The sequence below is a fragment of the Neorhizobium sp. T25_13 genome, assembly GCF_002968675.1.
Classification (GTDB): domain Bacteria; phylum Pseudomonadota; class Alphaproteobacteria; order Rhizobiales; family Rhizobiaceae; genus Neorhizobium; species Neorhizobium tomejilense.
Genome location: NZ_PVBI01000013.1, coordinates 47527 through 64748, shown reverse-complemented (window position 1 = coordinate 64748; position 17222 = coordinate 47527). Strand labels below are relative to the sequence as shown.

Below are 17222 nucleotides of genomic sequence, written 5' to 3'. Positions count from 1 at the left end.
CAGGCGGGCCAAACGCCTGTTTACGACATGCCAAGAGCCAGCCCGCGACGACCCTCAGAATGGCCGTGCGGGCTCGGGCGGAGGCACGGTCATGCGCCCCCTCTTGCATCGTTCTCCTCCTGCGGGATCGGTCTGCCCCGATGAAAGATGATTTCCTGCTGCGGGAACGGAATATCGATCCCCTCCTCCTTGAACCGCTTGAGGATGGCGATCCGCAGATTGTTGCGGATCCTCAAGCCCTCGCCCATGTCGGCCAGATGGAACCTCAGTTCGAAATTGAGCGAGGAAGGCCCGAAGCTCAGAAACTCCACATGCGGTTCCGGATTGCGCAGCACTTCCGGCACCTGATCGACCAGTTCCAGAAGGATATCCATCACCTTCTGCGGATCGGTGTGGTGGCTCACCGCGACCGGCACCTCGGAACGCCCGATCTTGTTGCGATGCGTCCAGTTGCCGACCGGCGAATTGATGAGGTCGGAATTCGGCACGATGATCGACTGCTTACGGAACGTCTCGATCTCCGTGGCGCGCACCGAAATGCGCTTGACGATACCTTCTGTCGCCCCGGTCACCACATGGTCGCCGACCTTGAAGGGCCGCTCGACGAGCAGGATCAGACCGGAAACGAAGTTCGAGACGATATTTTGGAGACCGAAACCGATGCCGACCGATAGGGCGGATGCCACCAGCGCGAAGCTCGAGAGATCGATGCCCGCGGCCGAGACGCCGACGATCACCGCAAGCCCGATGCCGAGGTAACCGATACCGGTCTTGACCGAGTTGCGGACCCCGAGATCCACCTGGCTGCGCGCCAGCACATTGCCGTCGATCCACTTCTGTACCCAGCGGGTGACGACGAAACCGAGGCCGAAAAGCAGGATGCCGCCGAGGATGCCGACGATCGAGATCGAGATGTTGCCGATCCGGATCTGCGTGAAGAAACTGTAGATCCAGGCTTCGATATCGGCGATCTGGAAGCCCCAGGTCAGCAGGATGAGGGGGATGCCGAGGATCAGCGCAAAGGCGTAGATGCCAAGTCCAGCAACGAGCCCTGCCTGGTCGAGGGAGACCTCGCCGAAATTGAAGCTTTCGGCGAGCCGGCGGCCGACCGCCGTATCCGTGAACGATCCCTGTTTCGAAACCGCCCTGCCCGACAGGAGCCCGATATAGATCAGCACGATCACCGCACCTGTCAGCACGATCTGGGTCGAAGCGAACCGGGCAAGCCCCACATATCCCGTCAGAACCGACAGGATCAGGAGCAGACCCATGACACGGAGGAACAGCGGAAAGTACCGCGGCCACCGATGTCCCGGCCCATCGGGATCTTCACCCTCGACAAGCCGCGGCTGGACGAAGGAGATGGCAATCAGGATCAGGCCGATGATCACCGAAGCGAGCAGGCTTTTGACGATGGTCAGAACCAGCGGCGAATTCAGCGCCTCGCTGATCGCGCCGAGCAAATAGTCGAGCCCGTTGACGATCGCCATGGCGAGCACGGCAAGGGTCAGCAGGCGGGCGCCGCGATTGGTGATGCGGACGAGCCGCCACTCCGGCTCGCCCGGCGCCAATACGCCATAGGTGAGCTTCCAGACGAAATTGACGAACCAGACGAAGCCGAAGAAGGTCACCACGATCGGCGTGATATCCGTCCGCAGCACGTTGAAGCCGTCGAGGAACAGGAAGGAAGCGAGCAGAAAGGCCGCTAGCGCCACGGTCTGGATCACCGTCGACCAGAAGGCCACCGACAATCTCCTTATGTAGGAAGGATGCTCGTGGTCGTTTCGCCGGATGAAGCGCCCGAACAGCCGGTATCCTCCGGATAGGAAGAGCATGGCCGCGCCAAGTGACAGCGCCAGAGCGCCCAGCAGCTGCAGCTTCTTGAATTTCCAGACGAAACTGATCCAGCCGCTGAAGGTAGAGCCGAAGTTCCTGACCTCGGCGACGAACGCGTGGCCAGCATCCGCGAACAATTCGCCCGACAGTTCGGTGTGGCGGAACAGCGTCTGGGTAAACAGCGTGCGGCGCAAATTGGTGATCGTGTTGGCGACCTGGTTCGCGCTGTTGGAAAGTTGGCCGGCGTCGTCGACGATCAGATTGAGCTCGGAGCGCTCGTTCAACAGCCGATTGCGCTCTTCAACGACCGCGGGCGCTTCCGGAGGCTGGCCGGCTGCCGGCGGCTCGCCAAGGCTCTTGAGCCGGGCCTGGATCTGTTCGACGCGGGTGCGCATCGCATCTGAGGCCGAGCGCATTTCGCCGACGATCGTTTCCGCCTGGACCCTGAGTTCCGCAAGGCGCGCATCGTCATCGGCGTCGCTTTGGATCCGGTTGCGAAAGCTATCGAGCCGCTGACGGATCGTGTCGATCTTGCCCTTCATGTCCGAATTGATGGAATCGAGGGTGACGTCGGGTGGCACCTGCTCCTGGCGCTGTCCCTGCGCCTGCTGTTGCGTCTGGGCAAACACATGCGACGGCGAGCCCAGCTGGACGGCGGCGGTCATGAGTGCGGCGAACAGCACGCGGGTTATGCGCTGAATGGTTGAAGGGCCGGTCGTGGGAAGTTCTGTCAAATGTCTGCTCTTTTGTCTTTCGATCGGATTCGTCGGCGAAAATAGAGTGACTTCTGGGCGAAGAAAAGGAATGCTGTAGTCCAGGTTCCAGGAATTGTTCCAATTCCTGGAACCTGGAACATTTCTTCGCGTTTCCCCGTCCCAACAATCATTGAGGGTAAGTCATGGAACAGGCAGGTATCGGCTGGATCGCAGCCATCATCATCGGCGGCATTGCCGGCTGGCTCGCCGAAAAGTTCATGAAAAGCGACATGGGCGTGATCATGAACATCATCCTGGGCATTGTCGGCGCCATCATCGCCAATGCCATTCTCGGCGTCTTCGGCGTCGTGCTCGGCGGCTGGATCGGCTACCTGATCGCCGGCTTCATCGGTGCATGCATCCTGATTGCCGTCGCACGCATGTTCCGCCGATAATTACTTCGAGATCAGAAACCGGCGCCGGGCTTGGCAAGATATTCGAGTTCGGCGGCGGTCGATTCCCGGCCGAGCAGCGCATTGCGATGCGGGAAACGACCAAATTCGCGGATCACCGCACGGTGACGTTCCGCATAATCCAGATATTCCGCGTCACCCAGCAAGGCGAAGAGTTCAACCGACCGATCCTGATCGGCGAGCGTCTCCGAATGCTCGAAGGGGAGATAAAAGAAACCGCGCTGCTCGGGCAGAACCGCCATATCCGCGCCAGCCTCGATCGCCAGCCTTGTCTCACGCAAGGCCAGCCAATCCGTTGCGAAGGCAAGCGGGGTGCCGCGATAGAGGTTGCGGGAAAGCTGGTCGAGCACGATCACCGCCGCGAGCCGATTTTCCGGCGACGTCCGCCAGGCGTCGAGCTCGCCGCGGGCAAGCGAAAGGTGAGTGGCCGCGAAATGCCGGCGCATCGCCTCGTCGAGCGCCTCGTTCTTCTCGAACCAGTCCTTGCGGGTCAGCTCCTTGAACCAGAAGGTGAAAACTTCCTCGGGGGTTTTTATGTCGGCCTGCGCCATCGCATATCTCCTTAGCCGAGACGGAGTGTGGAGATATCCTTGCCGGTCATCCGGGCAAGGGCTTCGACGACCATGTTATGATCCTCGCGCTGCGGCAGGCCCGAAACCGTCACCGCCCCGATGCAGCCGACACCGGCGACCTTGATCGGAAAGCTGCCGCCATGCGGCGCATGGTCCGCTGCGGGAATACCATATCGGCTTTCCACCGTATCGCCCTGGAGCTCGAGCTTCCGCCCGATTGCATAACTCGACTGGAAAAAGCGGAACACCAGATTGCGCTTGCGGCGTACCCAGTTTTCGTTGTCTGCGGTGGTGCCCGCCAATGCCGCGTAGAAGGCCGACATCGAATGCAGCCGCACGTCGATGACGACGCTCAGGCCCCGTTCGACGGCCATATGGCGAAGCAGCGATCCGAGGTCCCAGGCAGTGGTCAGGTCGAACCGGTCGAAGACGAGTGCCTTCTCCTGTTCCGCGATCTTCGCCATGTCTTCTTCGATCGTCATGCGTTCCCCTCCGGATTGCGATGGCGGGGATTGATGACGACAAATCCGGCGAAAGTAAAGTTACTCGGCGGCAGCGAGTTCCCGGACGGGGAAGAAGGCGGCAAGCTCGTCGACGGCAAAGCCGATCCGTTGCTGCAGGGATTCCGAGACGATGCGATAATCGGCGAAATCGCGATCGGAGGCGTAGACGGCCGTCGGCAATGTATGGGCCATGAAGAAGCCGAACAGCGGCCGAAGCTGATGTTCGACCATCAGTGCGTGCCGGTCGCCGCCGCCGGTTGCGGTGATCAGGATCGGCTTGGCACGCAGTTGTTCCGGATCGATCAGATCGATGAAATGTTTGAACAGGCCGGGATAGCTGCCCTTGTAGGTCGGCGAACCGACGATTAGGAAATCGGCCTCCACGACATCGGCGAGCACCCTGGCGGCCGCTTCGTCGAGATCGCCCTGGCGTTGTGCCTGACCGAGAGACGGCCCGACATCGGTAAGGTCGTGAAGCCGGACGTCGAATCCATAACGTTCGGCCGCCACGGAGGCGATGTGTTCGACCAGCGCAAAGGTCTTGGATGGGCGGTTATAACTACCCGCAAGACCGACGAGTTTCAGGGCCATGGAAATTCCTCTCTGCGCAATGAGTTTCTCCAGATTAGCGTGGGTACCGCAGCATGAAAGCAAGGAACCTGCCGCAGATATCCCGTCAGGAGAAAATCATGCTCAGAGAATGCCTGATCACGCGATGCGGGCCGTCCGCGGCGCAGCGCGGGCGATCTGGGTCGTGATCTCTTCGGCAAGCGCCTTCGCCTGGACACGGATATCCGGCACCGCCGTGATCTCCCAGAACTGGCCGGCCGTGAGCGCTCCGGCTGCAAACAGGCCCGGCTGCGGCCGGCCGTCCGGGTCGAGAACCCGGGACTGCCGATCGACGCAAATGCCAAGTCCAAGCTCGTCCATGGAGATCATCTGTCGATTGCGCATCTCGGTCAGCAACGGCGAATGGCCGATGCCGGCGCGCTCCATACCTGTGCAGTTGACGATCCAGTCGGCATGGAGAGAGAGGATGTCCGGCGTGCCGCGCTGCCTGAACTGGACACGCGGACCCTCGCCATCCCGGTCGATCGAGCGGAGGAAGCCTGCATGCACGGTAACCGTGCCGTCCTTCATGAGCGCATCGAAGCGCGCAAATACCTCAGGCGCGATACGATGGCGGTGGACATTCCACCAGGCCAGCGCGTGCCGAAGGAAACGGGACCGCTGATTGGCATTGAGGCTCTGCCACAGAGCCTGTGTCTGCGGTCGCAGGCCATCGACAACGCCCCGCCAGTCGGCACCCTTCTCCACCTGCCGACGCAAAGCGTGAAGCAGGGCGCTGATCTCTCGGGTATCGGGCAGGTCCGGCGTGACCGGAGCGGCGCGCCGGGCCGGATGCGGGTGCGGCACCAGTCCGCGCCGCGACAGGACATGGATGCGGCCGCGATGGCCCTGGGCCCGCAGCGACAGGACCTGGTCGATCATCGTCAGCCCGGAGCCGAAGATACAGAGTTCGTCGGTACGGCCCACGCGCGAAAGCCACCCGAGCCGCCAGGGATTGTCGATGGTTCGGACGCCGACGGCCGAATCGATGCGATCCTTCGGCAGAGGCAGATCGGCATTGCCGACGCCGAGTGCCAGGATAACGGTACGGGCGCGCAATTCGCCGCCATTGTCGAGATGGAAGACGAGCCCGTCCTGTTCGCAGTGGATGCAGGCGGTGGCCTTGGCCCGGATGAAATCCACATGCGCCCGCCGCTCGCGGGGCCTCAGCAACGAGGCCAGCGTGTCGCGCAGATAGAGGCCGTAGTCGCCGCGAGAGGCAAAATCCTCAGGAAAGGCCGCCCTGCCCTGACGGCGCAGCCATTCGACGAATTCGTCCGGCCGGTCCGGAAACACGCTCATCCGCGCCGCCGGCACATTGAGGCGGTGCAGGTAAAATTCGGTGCGGTAGGCGGTGCCCCGCCCGAAGCCGGGATCATCGCCGACCACAGCGATCGAGGCTGAGGACGGCAGGAAGCGAAGGAGATTGATGGTAAGGGCGATAGCGGAAAAACCGGAACCGACGACGGCGACATCATAAGTCATCAAGCACACTCCTCGTCCTTGGTTGCTCTGGGCGAAAGGCTGTCTTGGGGACCACGGGAAGACGGTTTTGGATCCGCTTCCGTGGCCGCTTCAATGTCTACCAACTTAATAGAGATTGACGAAGAGTAAAGGCGTTTTCGTTTCTCTATCAGTTGCACGCCTGTTCAGGCCGCGGCACCGTCAGGGCTTCGGCGCTTGGATTGGGGCGGAAAACGCGATGAACCTCTTCAGCATCTGAAATTCCTCCGGTTGATCGAAGGAGGTAACCGGAAGCCATACCACTTGGTTCCGGCGACCCGTCTTCGGTCCACCGATGTTTCAGCCCGGCATCATCTCGTGGATCGAGGACAACAGCAGGTCGTGCTGATAGGGTTTCGGCAGGAACACCGTATTGGTCGGCAGAAGCATCGGATCGAGGCTGACAACGCCCGACGTGATGATGATGCCGATGCTCGGGCGGATGGCGCGGATACGCTGAGCAAGCTGAATGCCATCCATGGACCCGGCCATGTTGACGTCGGTGAAGACAATGTCGATATCGTCGCGGTTGCGAAACAGCACCATCGCCTCGTCGGCATTGCCGGCTTCCAATACGTGATGTCCGACCTCTTCCAGCGCATCGAGCGTGGTAAAGCGGATCAGCGGTTCATCCTCGACGACAAGCACAACGGCCTTCTGCGCCATCAACGTCTCCTTCATCCCTTGGACGCTTGCCCCCACAGCTTCCCGAGGCGAAAAACTCCGCGCCTTGAGTGGCAGGTTGGGGACCTGTTCCGCCGTGAGGCCATATAGGGGGCAGGTGAGTCGCGGCAAGTGGAGGTAGAGCGCGGTGAAAAGCTGCGGCTCGGATCGTCTGCCTTCTTCCCGGGCGAAATCCGCTTCGATAGCGGACGATGCCGTTTGACAAAACGCAAAATACGCTTGCCAAGCGCTTGGAAATATTCTGTACCAGTTCGCATAAAAGCATGACTAGAAGATCAGCATAGCCTCATACCCTCAATCTATTCCCGGTTCAGGTTCACGCTTCATGATGGAACTCTTCACCGCAGGCGGCCTTGCGGCGCTTCTCGAGGTCATTGCCATCAACCTCGTTCTTTCCGGCGACAATGCCATCGTGATCGGCCTTGCTGCCGCCGGTCTCCCAGCCGCGCTCCGCAAGAAAGCGATCATCTTCGGCATTTCCGCCGCCACCGTGCTGCGCCTCGTGTTTGCGGTCGTCGCCACCTATCTTCTGGCGATCAAGGGGCTCCAGCTTGCGGGCGGCCTGCTACTCGGCTGGGTCTGCTGGAAGATGTGGAGCGAACTGCGCGAAGGCCACAGCGACGATGCACATTCTGCCGCCGAAGCGAGGGAAAAGGCTGCCAACAAGACCTTTTTCCAGGCTGCCATCCAGATCGTCGTCGCCGATGTCTCCATGTCGCTCGACAATGTGCTTGCCGTCGCCGGTGCCGCCAAGGAACATTCCATAGTGCTGATCGTCGGCCTGATCATCTCGATCGCGCTGATGGGCGTGGCGGCCAACTTCGTCGCCAAACTCCTGTCCCGCTTCCGCTGGATCGCCTATGTCGGCCTTGCCGTCATCGTCTATGTGGCCCTCGACATGATCTACCAGGGCTCGATTGAAGTCCTGCCGCTCATTCAGGGCGTTTGAGGCTCCTTCACTCGCGAACCTCGGCGGTGTTCGCGACGCGATCCGCGATCCGCGATGCAACCGGCAAGCGGCGGTTCGATCTGCCGCTCGCGCGGGAGAGGCTAAAGGGCCATCGGCGCGTGGCAGTGCGTTGATTTGAAACAGGAAAGTTATTCTTTCCTTACCAAGTCTTTGACATTTGGGATGTTCCCATTGATCATGTTCCTCGAGCAAAGCTACGTGGCCTCCAGCCGGCATGACGCCGGTCAGGGGCTCGCGGACCCCCTACTCGCAAGAGTTGGTGAGCCCCGTCCTAGTCAATGAGAACGATCTTGAGCCATAGCCACGACGATCATCACCACCCTCATGACGATGACCATGACGGTCATTCCAACGTCGATTGGCGCGAGCACGGCGTGAAAGTCATTCCCGGCAATTCGCTCGATCCCAACACCGCCCAGACTCCCGGCATGAACCGCGCGACCGCGATCAATAACGCCCGCGCGGGCGCCGAGAAGATCTGGGCGGGCACGGTGACGATCCATGCCAACGCCAAGACCGGCGCCCATCACCACGGCGATCTCGAAAGCATCATCTACGTGCTCAAGGGAAAAGCGCGGATGCGCTGGGGCGATAACCTGGAATTCGTGGCGGAGGCTGGCCCCGGCGATTTCATCTACGTGCCGCCCTATGTGCCGCACCAGGAGATCAATGCCAGTCCGGACGAAACGCTGGAATGCGTGCTCTGCCGCTCCGGCCAGGACCCGGTCGTCGTCAATCTCGATATCGAACCCATCGAGAAGCCGGAAGAAGTCCTGTGGAAGGACCCGATCCACAAATAGAGAGGCGTCTTCATGGTCTCATGCAGGCAGATCGGCAAAAGCGCCGATTTCAGATCCGCAATGCCGTGATCGGCGCAAATGCCGCCGCAATCTGCCGTTACGCTCCCGGCCGACTGGAGATTGACCGCCTCCAACCTCTCCTTTAGAAGGCGGCATTCCGTTCCGAAGCAAAGACTTCGGGATTTTTAACGCTCCGGAGCTGATGCGGATGGCGCTGTTTCCGCGGGACAAGCGGACGAGAAACGGACGTGAACAGGAAAGCCACCTGTCGCGCTGGCCGGTCTTTGCCGCCGCTCTGCTGATCGCGGCGCTGTTCGGCCTGCTGTCGAGTGTCGTCAAGGACGTCCAATTCCCCCGCGGCATTCTTTCGGCCGACAGGACCAGCGACACTCCGCACCTCACCAAGCGCGAACCTTTGCGCGCACTGGCAGCCATGGACCGCAAGGACGGAACGGGCGCCCATTGGCACGCGGGCGGCGGTGCGCTGGAAGCCCGCGCCATCGAGATCACTTTCCCGATTTTCGTCCCGGCCTTCGCCTCGAAGCCGTCTTCCCATCCGGCGGCCTCGCCGTTCTGGCATGGTTCGCTGGCGCGCGCGCCGCCGGCCCGCGTCTGAGATATCGCGCGCCAAGCGCTTGAACGACATCAGCATTCTGCCCTAACCGCTCGACAGAGCGTGGCTCGGGCTCAGCAGGATTAAACATATGAGAAATTCCCCATGGTTGGTGGCGAGCTATGCCGTCATCATCATTCTCGGTATTCTGGTCGCTCTACCGAACGTGATTCCGCAGTCGGCGCTCGACCGCATGCCGTCGTGGCTGCCGCATAGCCGCGTGGCACTCGGCCTCGACCTGCGTGGCGGTTCGCATCTCGTGCTCGAGGTGGACCGTCCCGATCTGATCAACGAACGCGTCCAGAGCCTGCTGCAGGACGCCCGCCGCGTGCTGCGCGACAAGAACATCAACACTTCGGCGATCCGCCGGTCCGGCGATACGATCACCGTTGCGGTGCGCGACGCGGCCCAGCGCGCTGCAGCCGTGACGGAACTCCAGACGCTCGCCAACCCGATCGGCCTCGGCACGAGCGTCGGCGGCAGCGATCTCGCGATCACCACGCCGACCGACAACACGATCTCGATCGCCCAGACGGAAGCCGGCATCAACTCGCACATCACCGCGGCCGTCGAGCAGAGCCTTGAAATCATCCGCCAGCGCGTCGACCAGGTCGGCGTCGCCGAGCCGACCATCCAGCGGGTCGGATCGGACCGCGTCCTCGTGCAGCTTCCGGGCGAGCAGGATCCCTCCCGTCTTCGCCAGCTCCTCGGCTCGACCGCCAAGATGAGTTTCCATCTGCTCGGCCAGCAGGGCGAGGGCGGCGTCACCATGCTCGCCGACGAGGGCGGCAACCAGTATCCGGTCCTCGACCGCGTCGAACTGTCCGGCGACCGCCTGACGGATGCCCGCGCCGCCTTCGACCAGCAGACCAACGAACCCGTCGTCAACTTCCGCTTCGACAGCGCCGGCGCCAACCGCTTCGCGCAGATCACCCAGCAGAATGTCGGCCGTCCCTTCGCGATCGTGCTCGACAACAAGGTTCTCAGTGCGCCGGTTATCCGCACGCCGATCACCGGCGGTTCGGGCCAGATCTCGGGCGGCTTCTCGGTTTCCGAAGCCAACACGCTGTCTGCGCTGCTGCGCGCCGGCGCCCTGCCCGCCAAGCTGACCGTCATCGAGGAACGCACCGTCGGTGCCGACCTCGGCGCCGACGCCATCGAAATGGGCATTTTCACCGGCCTCATCGGCTTCGGCCTGGTCGTCGCCTTCATGCTGTTTCTCTACGGCACCTGGGGCATTCTCGCGAACGTCGCGCTGTTCATCAACGTCATCCTGACCTTCGCCGGCCTGACGCTGATCGGCTCGACGCTGACCTTGCCGGGCATCGCCGGCGTCGTGCTCGGCATCGGCCTTGCTGTTGACGCCAACGTCCTTATCAACGAACGCATCAAGGAAGAGTCGCGCAAGGGTCGCAGCGCCTTTGCAGCGATCGATGCGGGCTTCAAGCGCGCCTATTCGACCATCGTCGACAGTAACGTCACCAGCTTAATCGCCACGGTCCTGCTCTTCTGGTTCGGCTCCGGCCCCGTGCGCGGCTTCGCCGTCACCATGGGCCTCGGCATCATGATCTCGATGTTCACGGCCGTGTCGGTCGTTCGCGTCGCGATGGTGTTCATCACCGCCCGCAGGAAGCTGAAGAAGATCGACATCAGGCCGCTGCTGCCGATCAAGCTCGTTCCGGACGGCACCCATATCCACTTCATGAAGGGCCGCTTCCTCGGCATCGGCGTCTCGGTCATCCTGTCGATCGCCTCGGTCGTGCTGTTCTTCACGCCGGGCCTCAACTACGGCGTCGACTTCCGCGGCGGCATCCAGATGGAAGTCACCACCACGCAGCAGACCGACCTCGCAGCCTTCCGCTCCGGCCTCGGAGAGCTCGGCCTGGGCGAAGTGGCCCTGCAGGAATTCGGCGGCAACAACCGCGTGCTTGTCCGCGTCGAGCGCCAGCCCGGCGGCGAGCAGGCTCAGACGGTAGCCGTCGAGAAGCTGAAGGCGGAGATCACCAAGATCGACCAGACCGCCAAGGTGGAACGCACCGAAGTCGTCGGCCCGAAGGTCAGCGGCGAGCTCGCCACCGCCGGCTTCCTCTCGGTCGGTCTCGCCTCGATCGCCATGATGATCTACATCTGGGCGCGGTTCGAATGGCCGTTCGCCGTCGGCGCGATCGCGACGCTCGTCCTCGACGTGACGAAGACGATCGGTTTCTTCGCGCTGACCGGTCTCGACTTCAACCTGACGGCAATCGCGGCGTTGCTGACGCTGGTCGGTTATTCCGTCAACGACAAGGTCGTGGTCTACGACCGCATGCGTGAAAACATGCGGCTCTACAAGAAGATGTCGTTGCGCGACGTGATCGACTTGTCGATCAACGAAACGCTCGCCCGAAGCCTCTATACCTCGGCAACCGCCTTCCTGGCCCTGCTGCCGATGGCGATCTGGGGTGGTAGTGCTGTAGAAAGCTTCGCGGTGCCGATGGTCTTCGGTATCGCCGTCGCAGCACTTTCGTCGGTCTTCATCGCGGCGCCGATCCTGCTCTTCCTTGGCGACTGGCGCACCCGCCACAAGGCGCAGACCGAAACCGCCGGCGAAAAGGCCGTCGGCGACGGCGAGCGTCCCAGCCAGGCCTGAGCCTTCTTGGTGTGAAAACAGAAAGGGCGGATTTTCATCCGCCCTTTTTCATTCGGCTCGGCTATAGCTCCATCATGTTCGATTTCGCCGCCTATGCAGGCCTGTTCTCCGCCGCCTTCATCGCCGCCACGATCTTTCCGATGCAGTCGGAAGCGATTCTGGTCGGGCTTATCCTGGCCGACCGGTATTCGCTCGTCGGTTTGCTGCTGGTTGCTTCGGTCGGCAATACGGCGGGCGCTGCAGTCAACTGGCTGCTCGGGCGGGGCGTCGAGCGGTTTCGCGACAGCCGCTGGTTTCCGGTCGGCGAGGACAAGCTGGACAAGGCGCAGGCCTGGTACCGGAAATACGGAAAATGGTCGCTGCTGCTGAGCTGGCTGCCGATCGGCGGTGACGCGATCACGGTCGCGGCCGGCGTGCTCAAGGAACCGCTGCCGACCTTCCTGATCCTGGTGTTCATCGGCAAGGCGCTGCGCTACGTGGTGCTCGCGGCCGCGACGCTCAGCCTGATCTGATCAGCGCCCCTGCCCCTCGTTGCCGAAATCGGCGAGCGTCTTCCAGAAATCGCCGAAGAACTGATGCGCGAAGGTTTCGAGCGAGGTGCCCGGCGGCTGTTCGCTCCAGAGTTCTCCGGCCGCCCGCAAGGCGCCTATGACGACAGCGGCGAGCAGGCGCACGCGCAGCCGCTCCTCGTCGCTCCGGCTTCGAGCCTTCAGCGCTTCCGTGAGCTTCAGCTCGAGCTTTGCATATTTGAGCTGGTCGCGGGCCTTCAGTGCCGGCGTGCGACGGATCAGTTCTCCGAGCGCCATCGCCCTTTCGTCCGCTGCCGAGACGATGGCGCTGACGAGGCCGTGTTGCACGGCCTTGACCGCCGGCTCGTCTGCTGGCCTGGACGCGATCGCCGCCATCAGGTGATCGGCAAAACCGTCCTGCCAGGCGAACACGACCTCTTCCTTGGACGGAAAATAGTCGAAGAAACTGCGTTTCGAGACCTCGGCGCGTTCGGCAATTTCCTCGATGGTCGTGGCGTCGAAACCGCGCTCGAGGAACAGGCTCATCGCCGCTTCCTCTATGCGTTCGCGGGTCTGCCGGCGCTTGATTTCCCGCCGGCCTTCCTTGGCGCCATCAGTCGTCCTGGTCATTGCATCCGATTTTGTTCAGCCGCCCGCTTCGTCGGCATTGTGGACCGGACCAGCCTCTGCCTCGGCACGATATCTGGAACGCTCCCGCGTCAGGTCCAGCGGCTTGCGGCGGGAAATCCGGTAGACGGCAGCCGGCGGCAGGTTGCGCACGGTGTGGCCGATATGCACGGCCTTCAGGCCCAGCCGGTCGAGGATCGGCCGCGGCACCGGGCAGCGCGGGCCATAGGTGAACTGATAGAAGGAACCGCCCGGACGGATATAGGTAAAGGCGCCGCCGAGGATCGAGGTAATCTTGCGCGGCGACATGGAGAGCAGCGGCAGGCCGCTGATGACCGCGCCGACCGGTTCGCCCTCGAAAATATCTTCATGGGCGAGCTTTGCCGCGTCCATCTGCAGAACTCGCGCTTCCGGAAACCGCCGCTGGAGGCCGGGAACGAATTCCGGACCGTATTCGATCAGGGTAAGGTCGGATTGGGCAACGCCGCGCGCCAGCAGCGCACGAGTGAACACGCCGGTGCCCGGACCGAGTTCGATGACCGGACCGTCGAGGGGAGCGATCTCCTGGGTCATCAGCCGCGCGAGCGAATCCCCCGAAGGCGCCACCGCCGCAACCCGCAATGGGTTGCTGATCCACGAACGGAAGAAATGCAGGAAATCGGAGAATGCGGCATCTGCTGTCATGGTCAGAGACTCACCGGTTTGAAAATGCAATCGAGTATTCCGCCGACCTTGACAGCCCGCATGGCAATTCCAAGGCATCGGAACCTCCGTTCGAGAAAAATACCCATATCGGCCGCAGAATTGTGCAGTGCAGCGCCTACACCGTCACATTTAGGAGATATTTGCACCGAGTGCAAGATTTTAGCGAGGATTTCTAAATTACGTCTTCCGGCTGGAGACGGAACGGCCTGAGACCCTCTATATTTTTTCGGGAACAACCGGCGTTTGTTCCCATTGAACAATCTCCCGGAGGGAATCGATAACATCAGGAGGAGTTTATGAAAAAGCCGGCCGCTGAATTGGGCGAACAGAAGACGGAACTCCACCGGGTGATGGGACCCGGATTGCTGCTGCTGTTCATCGTCGGGGATATTCTCGGGACGGGCATCTATGCCCTGACCGGCCAGGTGGCCAAGCAAGTCGGAGGGGTGGTCTGGCTGCCCTTTCTGATCGCCTTCGTCGTCGCCCTCCTCACCGCCTTCAGCTATCTCGAACTGGTCACCAAATATCCGCGCGCGGCCGGTGCCGCGCTCTATACCCACAAGGCCTTCGGCATCCACTTCGTCACCTTCCTGGTGGCCTTTGCGGTGATGTCGTCGGGCATTACCTCGGCGGCGACCGCATCGCGGGCCTTCGCCTCCAACTTTGCGACCTCGCTCAGCCTCGATCTTGGGGCCTGGGGCGTACCGCTGATCGCGGTCGGTTTCATCGCTCTGGTTGCCGCCATCAATTTTCGGGGCGTCGGGGAAAGCGTCAAGATGAACGTGCTGCTGACCGTGGTCGAACTGACCGGCCTGCTGATCATCATCGGCATCGGCTTTTGGGCGATCGCCGGCGGCCAGGGTGACGTTTCCCGCGCCTGGACCTTTGCGGCGCCCAACGATGGCGGTGTCTTCTGGCCGGTGATCGCGGCCACCACCCTCGCCTTTTTCGCCATGGTCGGTTTCGAGGACTCGGTCAACATGGCCGAGGAATGCAAGGAGCCGAGCCGGATGTTCCCCAAGGTGCTGCTGACCGGCCTGGCGGTAACCGGCCTGATCTACGTGCTGGTGGCGATCTCGGCGATCACGCTGGTACCGGCCAATGAACTCGGCCAGGGCGAAACGCCACTGCTGAAGGTCGTGCAGGCCGGCGCCCCCGGTTTCCCGATCGGCATCTTCGCGGTCATCACCATGTTCGCGGTCGCCAATTCCGCGCTGATCAACATGATGATGGCGAGCCGCCTGATCTACGGCATGAGCCGCGAAGGGGTTCTGCCGCAGGTGCTCGGCAGGGTCCATCGGGGCCGTCGCACGCCCTATATCGCGATCGGTTTCACGTCGCTGCTGGCGGTCGCGTTGATCCTGTTTGCCGGCGGCGTTCCGGCGCTCGGCGGCACCACGGCGCTGCTGCTTCTCTGCGTCTTTGCTATCGTCAACGTTGCGGTGCTGGTGCTGCGCAAGGATACCGTCGAGCACAGGCATTTTCGCACGCCGACCATCCTGCCGGTATTCGGTGCGATCTCCTGTGCCTTCCTCGCCGGCCCATGGACCGGCCGGGATCCGGTCCAGTATCTGATTGCCGCCTGCCTGCTCGGCCTCGGGGTCGTGCTCTGGCTCGCGACGATCAGCATCATGCGGGCGTCGGCCCAGCCCGCCTGACGCTCAGTCCTTGCGGCGGACCGAAAGCCGGCTGTCCTCGCCGATATGCGGCACCACATCTAGATAGCCGGGTATTTTCGAATGCCCGGTTTCGATCGGATGGGAATGGGTGGCGGTGATGACCATGACGTCGGCCCCTGCCGCCTCGCCCGCCTGGATACCGGCAGGCACGTCCTCGAATACCAACACGTCCGACGGGCTGACGCCGAGCCGTTCAGCACCCAGGATATAACCTTGCGGATTGGGCTTGCCGACAGTGACGTCTTCAGCGGTCACCATGTAGCGCGGCTGCGGAATGCCGGCCGCGACAAGCCGCACCTTGGCGAGCTCGATCGGCGACGACGTGACGATCGCCCAGCGCTCCGGAGGCAGCGCGGAGAGGAATTCCACGGCGCCAGGGATCGGCACGACCCCTTCGACATCCTCGATCTCGCCGCGCAGGATGCCCTCGGCCTCAGCGACCGGATCAACGCCCGGCAGGTTCAGTGCGCTGATCGTGTCGATCCCGCGCTTGCCATGCATGGTCGGCAGGAATGCCTCCACGTCGAAACCCATCTTCGCCGCCCAGCGTCCCCAGACGCGTTCGGCGGACGCGATCGAATTCAGAATCGTGCCGTCCATGTCGAACAGGAAAGCAGCATAGGTTTTTTCGGGAAGGGAGAGGTCGGCGGCGGGAAGAGGCACGGAAAGTTCCTTTAGCGTCGGATTCCGACTCGGGGATATGGCCGGAACTGCCGCATTCCGAGTAAATGCAATGATGTCGAAAGGCAATTGCCGGCAAGGAACCGCAATCTCGTTCGGGCTATTTCGATCGCGAACGCAGGAATTGAGACAGGGCAACGCCGATCGCGATGCCCACGGCAACACCGATGCCGATATTGTCGAAAACGGCTGTCCCGAGCACCGTGCCCAGCCCGACGCCGACCGCTATTCCTGTCGCAATGGTCATCGCCAGACCATTGCGCGCCCAGATGGCGAGAGTTTGTCGTGCATCCTTGTCTTCCCGCATCGAAGCGATAGAACTTGGCGACGAAGCCGGACAAGGAGGGTGTTTTGGCCAATATTTCTGTACGGCATGCGGACCTAGCAGATCGCGGCGTGTTGATCACCGGTGGCGGTTCCGGCATCGGCGCCGCGCTGGTGGAAGGTTTTGCGGCACAGGGCGCCAAGGTCGCGTTCATCGATATTGCGGACGAGCCGAGCCGCGAACTGGTCGAACGTCTGTCCCAGACCGTCCGGTATCCGGTCCTCTACCTGAAAGCCGATCTGCGCAACGTCGCGGAAACGAAAGCCGCCGTCGACAAGGCCGCGCAGGAACTCGGGTCGCTGTCGGTGCTGGTCAACAATGCCGGCTGGGACGACCGCCACGAATTCGAGACGGTCACCGAGGAATATTGGGACAACGCCCAGGCGATCAACATCAAGCAGATGTTCTTCGTCTCGCAAGCGGCTGTCCCGCACCTGCGCAAGGCCGGCAGCGGTGCGATCGTCAATTTCTCCTCGATCGCCTACCTGCTCAACATGGGCGGGCTGCCCGCCTATGCGACAGCCAAGGCCGGGATCATCGGCCTGACCAAGAGCATCGCCGGAAAGCTCGGGCCGGAAAACATCCGCGTCAACGCCATCCTGCCGGGCATGATCGTCACCGAACGGCAGAAGAAACTCTGGCTGAACGACGACAGCATCACGGCGATGGTGGCGCGCCAGTCCTTGAAGCGGGTGCTGGTGGCTGAAGACCTGGTAGAACCCTGCCTGTTCCTCGCCTCGAATGCCTCCGCCGCCATGACGGCGCAGACAATCATTGTCGACGGCGGTGCCCTCTAGACATAAAAATAC

At 62.2% G+C, this 17222-nt stretch carries 18 protein-coding genes; 8 read left to right on the top strand and 10 right to left on the bottom strand.

The annotated features are described in order from the left end of the window. Positions 1 to 89 precede the first annotated feature (89 nt). A complete protein-coding gene (locus C5J22_RS24720) occupies positions 90 to 2501 on the bottom strand; it encodes a mechanosensitive ion channel domain-containing protein (RefSeq protein ID WP_105440471.1) in 2412 nt (803 codons plus the stop codon). 233 nt (positions 2502 to 2734) lie between these two features. Between C5J22_RS24720 and C5J22_RS24715 the strand changes: the two genes are divergently transcribed. After that, positions 2735 to 2986, top strand: coding sequence for a GlsB/YeaQ/YmgE family stress response membrane protein (locus C5J22_RS24715; protein ID WP_105440400.1), 252 nt, complete (start codon positions 2735 to 2737; stop codon positions 2984 to 2986). An 11-nt stretch (positions 2987 to 2997) separates the two neighbouring features. Here C5J22_RS24715 and C5J22_RS24710 read toward each other — a convergent pair whose 3' ends face one another. The 5 genes from C5J22_RS24710 to C5J22_RS24690 all read right to left on the bottom strand — a co-directional run bounded on the left by C5J22_RS24710 (position 2998) and on the right by C5J22_RS24690 (position 6857). Beyond that, positions 2998 to 3555 carry a DUF924 family protein gene (locus C5J22_RS24710; RefSeq protein WP_105440399.1) on the bottom strand — a complete coding sequence of 186 codons (558 nt, stop codon included), beginning with the start codon at positions 3553 to 3555 and terminating at the stop codon, positions 2998 to 3000. A gap of 11 nt (positions 3556 to 3566) precedes the next feature. Then, on the bottom strand, positions 3567 to 4058 hold the full coding sequence (locus C5J22_RS24705) for a heme-degrading domain-containing protein (protein ID WP_105440398.1): 492 nt from the start codon (positions 4056 to 4058) through the stop codon (positions 3567 to 3569). Positions 4059 to 4118: 60 nt separating this feature from the next. Further along, positions 4119 to 4670 (bottom strand): FMN reductase, encoded by a 552-nt coding sequence (gene msuE, locus C5J22_RS24700; protein ID WP_105440397.1) that lies wholly within the window; start codon positions 4668 to 4670, stop codon positions 4119 to 4121. A 117-nt stretch (positions 4671 to 4787) separates the two neighbouring features. Continuing rightward, a complete protein-coding gene (locus C5J22_RS24695) occupies positions 4788 to 6173 on the bottom strand; it encodes an FAD/NAD(P)-binding protein (protein WP_105440396.1) in 1386 nt (461 codons plus the stop codon). A gap of 318 nt (positions 6174 to 6491) precedes the next feature. Further along, on the bottom strand, positions 6492 to 6857 hold the full coding sequence (locus C5J22_RS24690) for a response regulator (protein WP_046636327.1): 366 nt from the start codon (positions 6855 to 6857) through the stop codon (positions 6492 to 6494). A gap of 346 nt (positions 6858 to 7203) precedes the next feature. On the opposite strand from C5J22_RS24690, the gene C5J22_RS24685 reads away from it, so the two are divergent. From C5J22_RS24685 to C5J22_RS24665, 5 genes are all read left to right on the top strand, one after another. After that, positions 7204 to 7824, top strand: a complete 621-nt coding sequence (locus C5J22_RS24685) for a YjbE family putative metal transport protein (protein WP_105440470.1) — start codon at positions 7204 to 7206, stop codon at positions 7822 to 7824. Between the two features lie 311 nt (positions 7825 to 8135). After that, positions 8136 to 8645 (top strand): cupin domain-containing protein, encoded by a 510-nt coding sequence (locus tag C5J22_RS24680; RefSeq protein ID WP_245282787.1) that lies wholly within the window; start codon positions 8136 to 8138, stop codon positions 8643 to 8645. Between the two features lie 208 nt (positions 8646 to 8853). Next, positions 8854 to 9261, top strand: coding sequence for a hypothetical protein (locus tag C5J22_RS24675; RefSeq protein WP_105440395.1), 408 nt, complete (start codon positions 8854 to 8856; stop codon positions 9259 to 9261). 88 nt (positions 9262 to 9349) lie between these two features. Further along, positions 9350 to 11887 carry a protein translocase subunit SecD gene (gene secD, locus C5J22_RS24670; protein ID WP_105440394.1) on the top strand — a complete coding sequence of 846 codons (2538 nt, stop codon included), beginning with the start codon at positions 9350 to 9352 and terminating at the stop codon, positions 11885 to 11887. A 74-nt stretch (positions 11888 to 11961) separates the two neighbouring features. After that, positions 11962 to 12399, top strand: coding sequence for a YqaA family protein (locus C5J22_RS24665; protein ID WP_046667163.1), 438 nt, complete (start codon positions 11962 to 11964; stop codon positions 12397 to 12399). Here the strand turns inward: C5J22_RS24665 and C5J22_RS24660 are convergent, their stop codons facing one another. Next, positions 12400 to 13026, bottom strand: coding sequence for a TetR family transcriptional regulator (locus tag C5J22_RS24660; protein ID WP_105440393.1), 627 nt, complete (start codon positions 13024 to 13026; stop codon positions 12400 to 12402). It abuts the gene before it with no gap. Positions 13027 to 13041: 15 nt separating this feature from the next. Continuing rightward, positions 13042 to 13707 carry a class I SAM-dependent methyltransferase gene (locus C5J22_RS24655; RefSeq protein WP_105440469.1) on the bottom strand — a complete coding sequence of 222 codons (666 nt, stop codon included), beginning with the start codon at positions 13705 to 13707 and terminating at the stop codon, positions 13042 to 13044. A gap of 317 nt (positions 13708 to 14024) precedes the next feature. On the opposite strand from C5J22_RS24655, the gene C5J22_RS24650 reads away from it, so the two are divergent. Next, positions 14025 to 15386 (top strand): APC family permease, encoded by a 1362-nt coding sequence (locus C5J22_RS24650; RefSeq protein ID WP_105440392.1) that lies wholly within the window; start codon positions 14025 to 14027, stop codon positions 15384 to 15386. Between the two features lie 3 nt (positions 15387 to 15389). On the opposite strand, the gene C5J22_RS24645 is transcribed toward C5J22_RS24650, so the two are convergent. Together C5J22_RS24645 and C5J22_RS24640 are read right to left on the bottom strand one after the other, a co-directional pair. Further along, positions 15390 to 16070 (bottom strand): HAD family hydrolase, encoded by a 681-nt coding sequence (locus tag C5J22_RS24645; RefSeq protein ID WP_105440391.1) that lies wholly within the window; start codon positions 16068 to 16070, stop codon positions 15390 to 15392. 118 nt (positions 16071 to 16188) lie between these two features. Beyond that, positions 16189 to 16335, bottom strand: coding sequence for a hypothetical protein (locus C5J22_RS24640; RefSeq protein ID WP_172717028.1), 147 nt, complete (start codon positions 16333 to 16335; stop codon positions 16189 to 16191). Between the two features lie 104 nt (positions 16336 to 16439). On the opposite strand from C5J22_RS24640, the gene C5J22_RS24635 reads away from it, so the two are divergent. Continuing rightward, positions 16440 to 17210, top strand: coding sequence for an SDR family NAD(P)-dependent oxidoreductase (locus C5J22_RS24635; protein ID WP_105440468.1), 771 nt, complete (start codon positions 16440 to 16442; stop codon positions 17208 to 17210). The last annotated feature ends 12 nt before the right edge of the window (positions 17211 to 17222 follow it).

Coding starts and splice junctions, on each gene's coding strand:
- C5J22_RS24705 (WP_105440398.1), bottom strand. CDS start 4,058: ATGACGATCGAAGAAGACATGGCGAAGATCGCGGAACAGGAGAAGGCA.
- C5J22_RS24720 (WP_105440471.1), bottom strand. CDS start 2,501: ATGACCGCCGCCGTCCAGCTGGGCTCGCCGTCGCATGTGTTTGCCCAG.
- secD (WP_105440394.1), top strand. CDS start 9,350: ATGAGAAATTCCCCATGGTTGGTGGCGAGCTATGCCGTCATCATCATT.
- C5J22_RS24685 (WP_105440470.1), top strand. CDS start 7,204: ATGGAACTCTTCACCGCAGGCGGCCTTGCGGCGCTTCTCGAGGTCATT.
- C5J22_RS24665 (WP_046667163.1), top strand. CDS start 11,962: ATGTTCGATTTCGCCGCCTATGCAGGCCTGTTCTCCGCCGCCTTCATC.
- C5J22_RS24675 (WP_105440395.1), top strand. CDS start 8,854: ATGGCGCTGTTTCCGCGGGACAAGCGGACGAGAAACGGACGTGAACAG.
- C5J22_RS24640 (WP_172717028.1), bottom strand. CDS start 16,335: ATGACCATTGCGACAGGAATAGCGGTCGGCGTCGGGCTGGGCACGGTG.
- C5J22_RS24715 (WP_105440400.1), top strand. CDS start 2,735: ATGGAACAGGCAGGTATCGGCTGGATCGCAGCCATCATCATCGGCGGC.
- C5J22_RS24690 (WP_046636327.1), bottom strand. CDS start 6,857: ATGGCGCAGAAGGCCGTTGTGCTTGTCGTCGAGGATGAACCGCTGATC.
- C5J22_RS24660 (WP_105440393.1), bottom strand. CDS start 13,026: ATGACCAGGACGACTGATGGCGCCAAGGAAGGCCGGCGGGAAATCAAG.
- C5J22_RS24650 (WP_105440392.1), top strand. CDS start 14,025: ATGAAAAAGCCGGCCGCTGAATTGGGCGAACAGAAGACGGAACTCCAC.
- C5J22_RS24710 (WP_105440399.1), bottom strand. CDS start 3,555: ATGGCGCAGGCCGACATAAAAACCCCCGAGGAAGTTTTCACCTTCTGG.
- msuE (WP_105440397.1), bottom strand. CDS start 4,670: ATGGCCCTGAAACTCGTCGGTCTTGCGGGTAGTTATAACCGCCCATCC.
- C5J22_RS24695 (WP_105440396.1), bottom strand. CDS start 6,173: ATGACTTATGATGTCGCCGTCGTCGGTTCCGGTTTTTCCGCTATCGCC.
- C5J22_RS24655 (WP_105440469.1), bottom strand. CDS start 13,707: ATGACAGCAGATGCCGCATTCTCCGATTTCCTGCATTTCTTCCGTTCG.